We start from the raw sequence: 348 nt of genomic DNA, 5'->3' as shown, positions 1-348 counted from the left end.
GATGTTGTCGGCCGAGGCGAACTGGTGGGTGTACTTGGTGATGGGGTCCATCATGCCGCACACATCAATGATCTGGAAGCGGCCCTGCTTGGACTTCTTGATCGGCTTCTGGCCGGTGATCATCATCATCGGCATGCCGCCCAGGTAGGCGTAGGCGCTGGCGGTGACCAGGTTGGTGGCACCAGGGCCGAGGGTCGACAGGCTGACGCCGGTCTTGCCGGTCAGGCGACCGTAAGTGGCAGCCATGAAACCTGCAGACTGCTCATGGCGGGTCAGTACCAGCTTGATCTTCGACTTGCGCAGGGATTCGAGCAGGTCGAGGTTTTCCTCACCAGGAATGCCGAACAC

Annotated in this window: 1 protein-coding gene; it reads right to left on the bottom strand. The window is 60.6% G+C overall.

What is annotated here, in order from left to right; genetic code table 11:
- Positions 1-348: thiamine pyrophosphate-binding protein (locus ABE456_RS28555; protein ID WP_346646914.1), on the bottom strand; the 348-nt coding region annotated here is incomplete at both ends.

It is taken from the genome of Pseudomonas sp. TWI929 (assembly GCF_039673335.1).
GTDB lineage: Bacteria > Pseudomonadota > Gammaproteobacteria > Pseudomonadales > Pseudomonadaceae > Aquipseudomonas.
The sequence above is the reverse complement of the archived record's forward strand: the minus strand, read 5'-3'. Positions and strand labels throughout refer to the sequence as shown.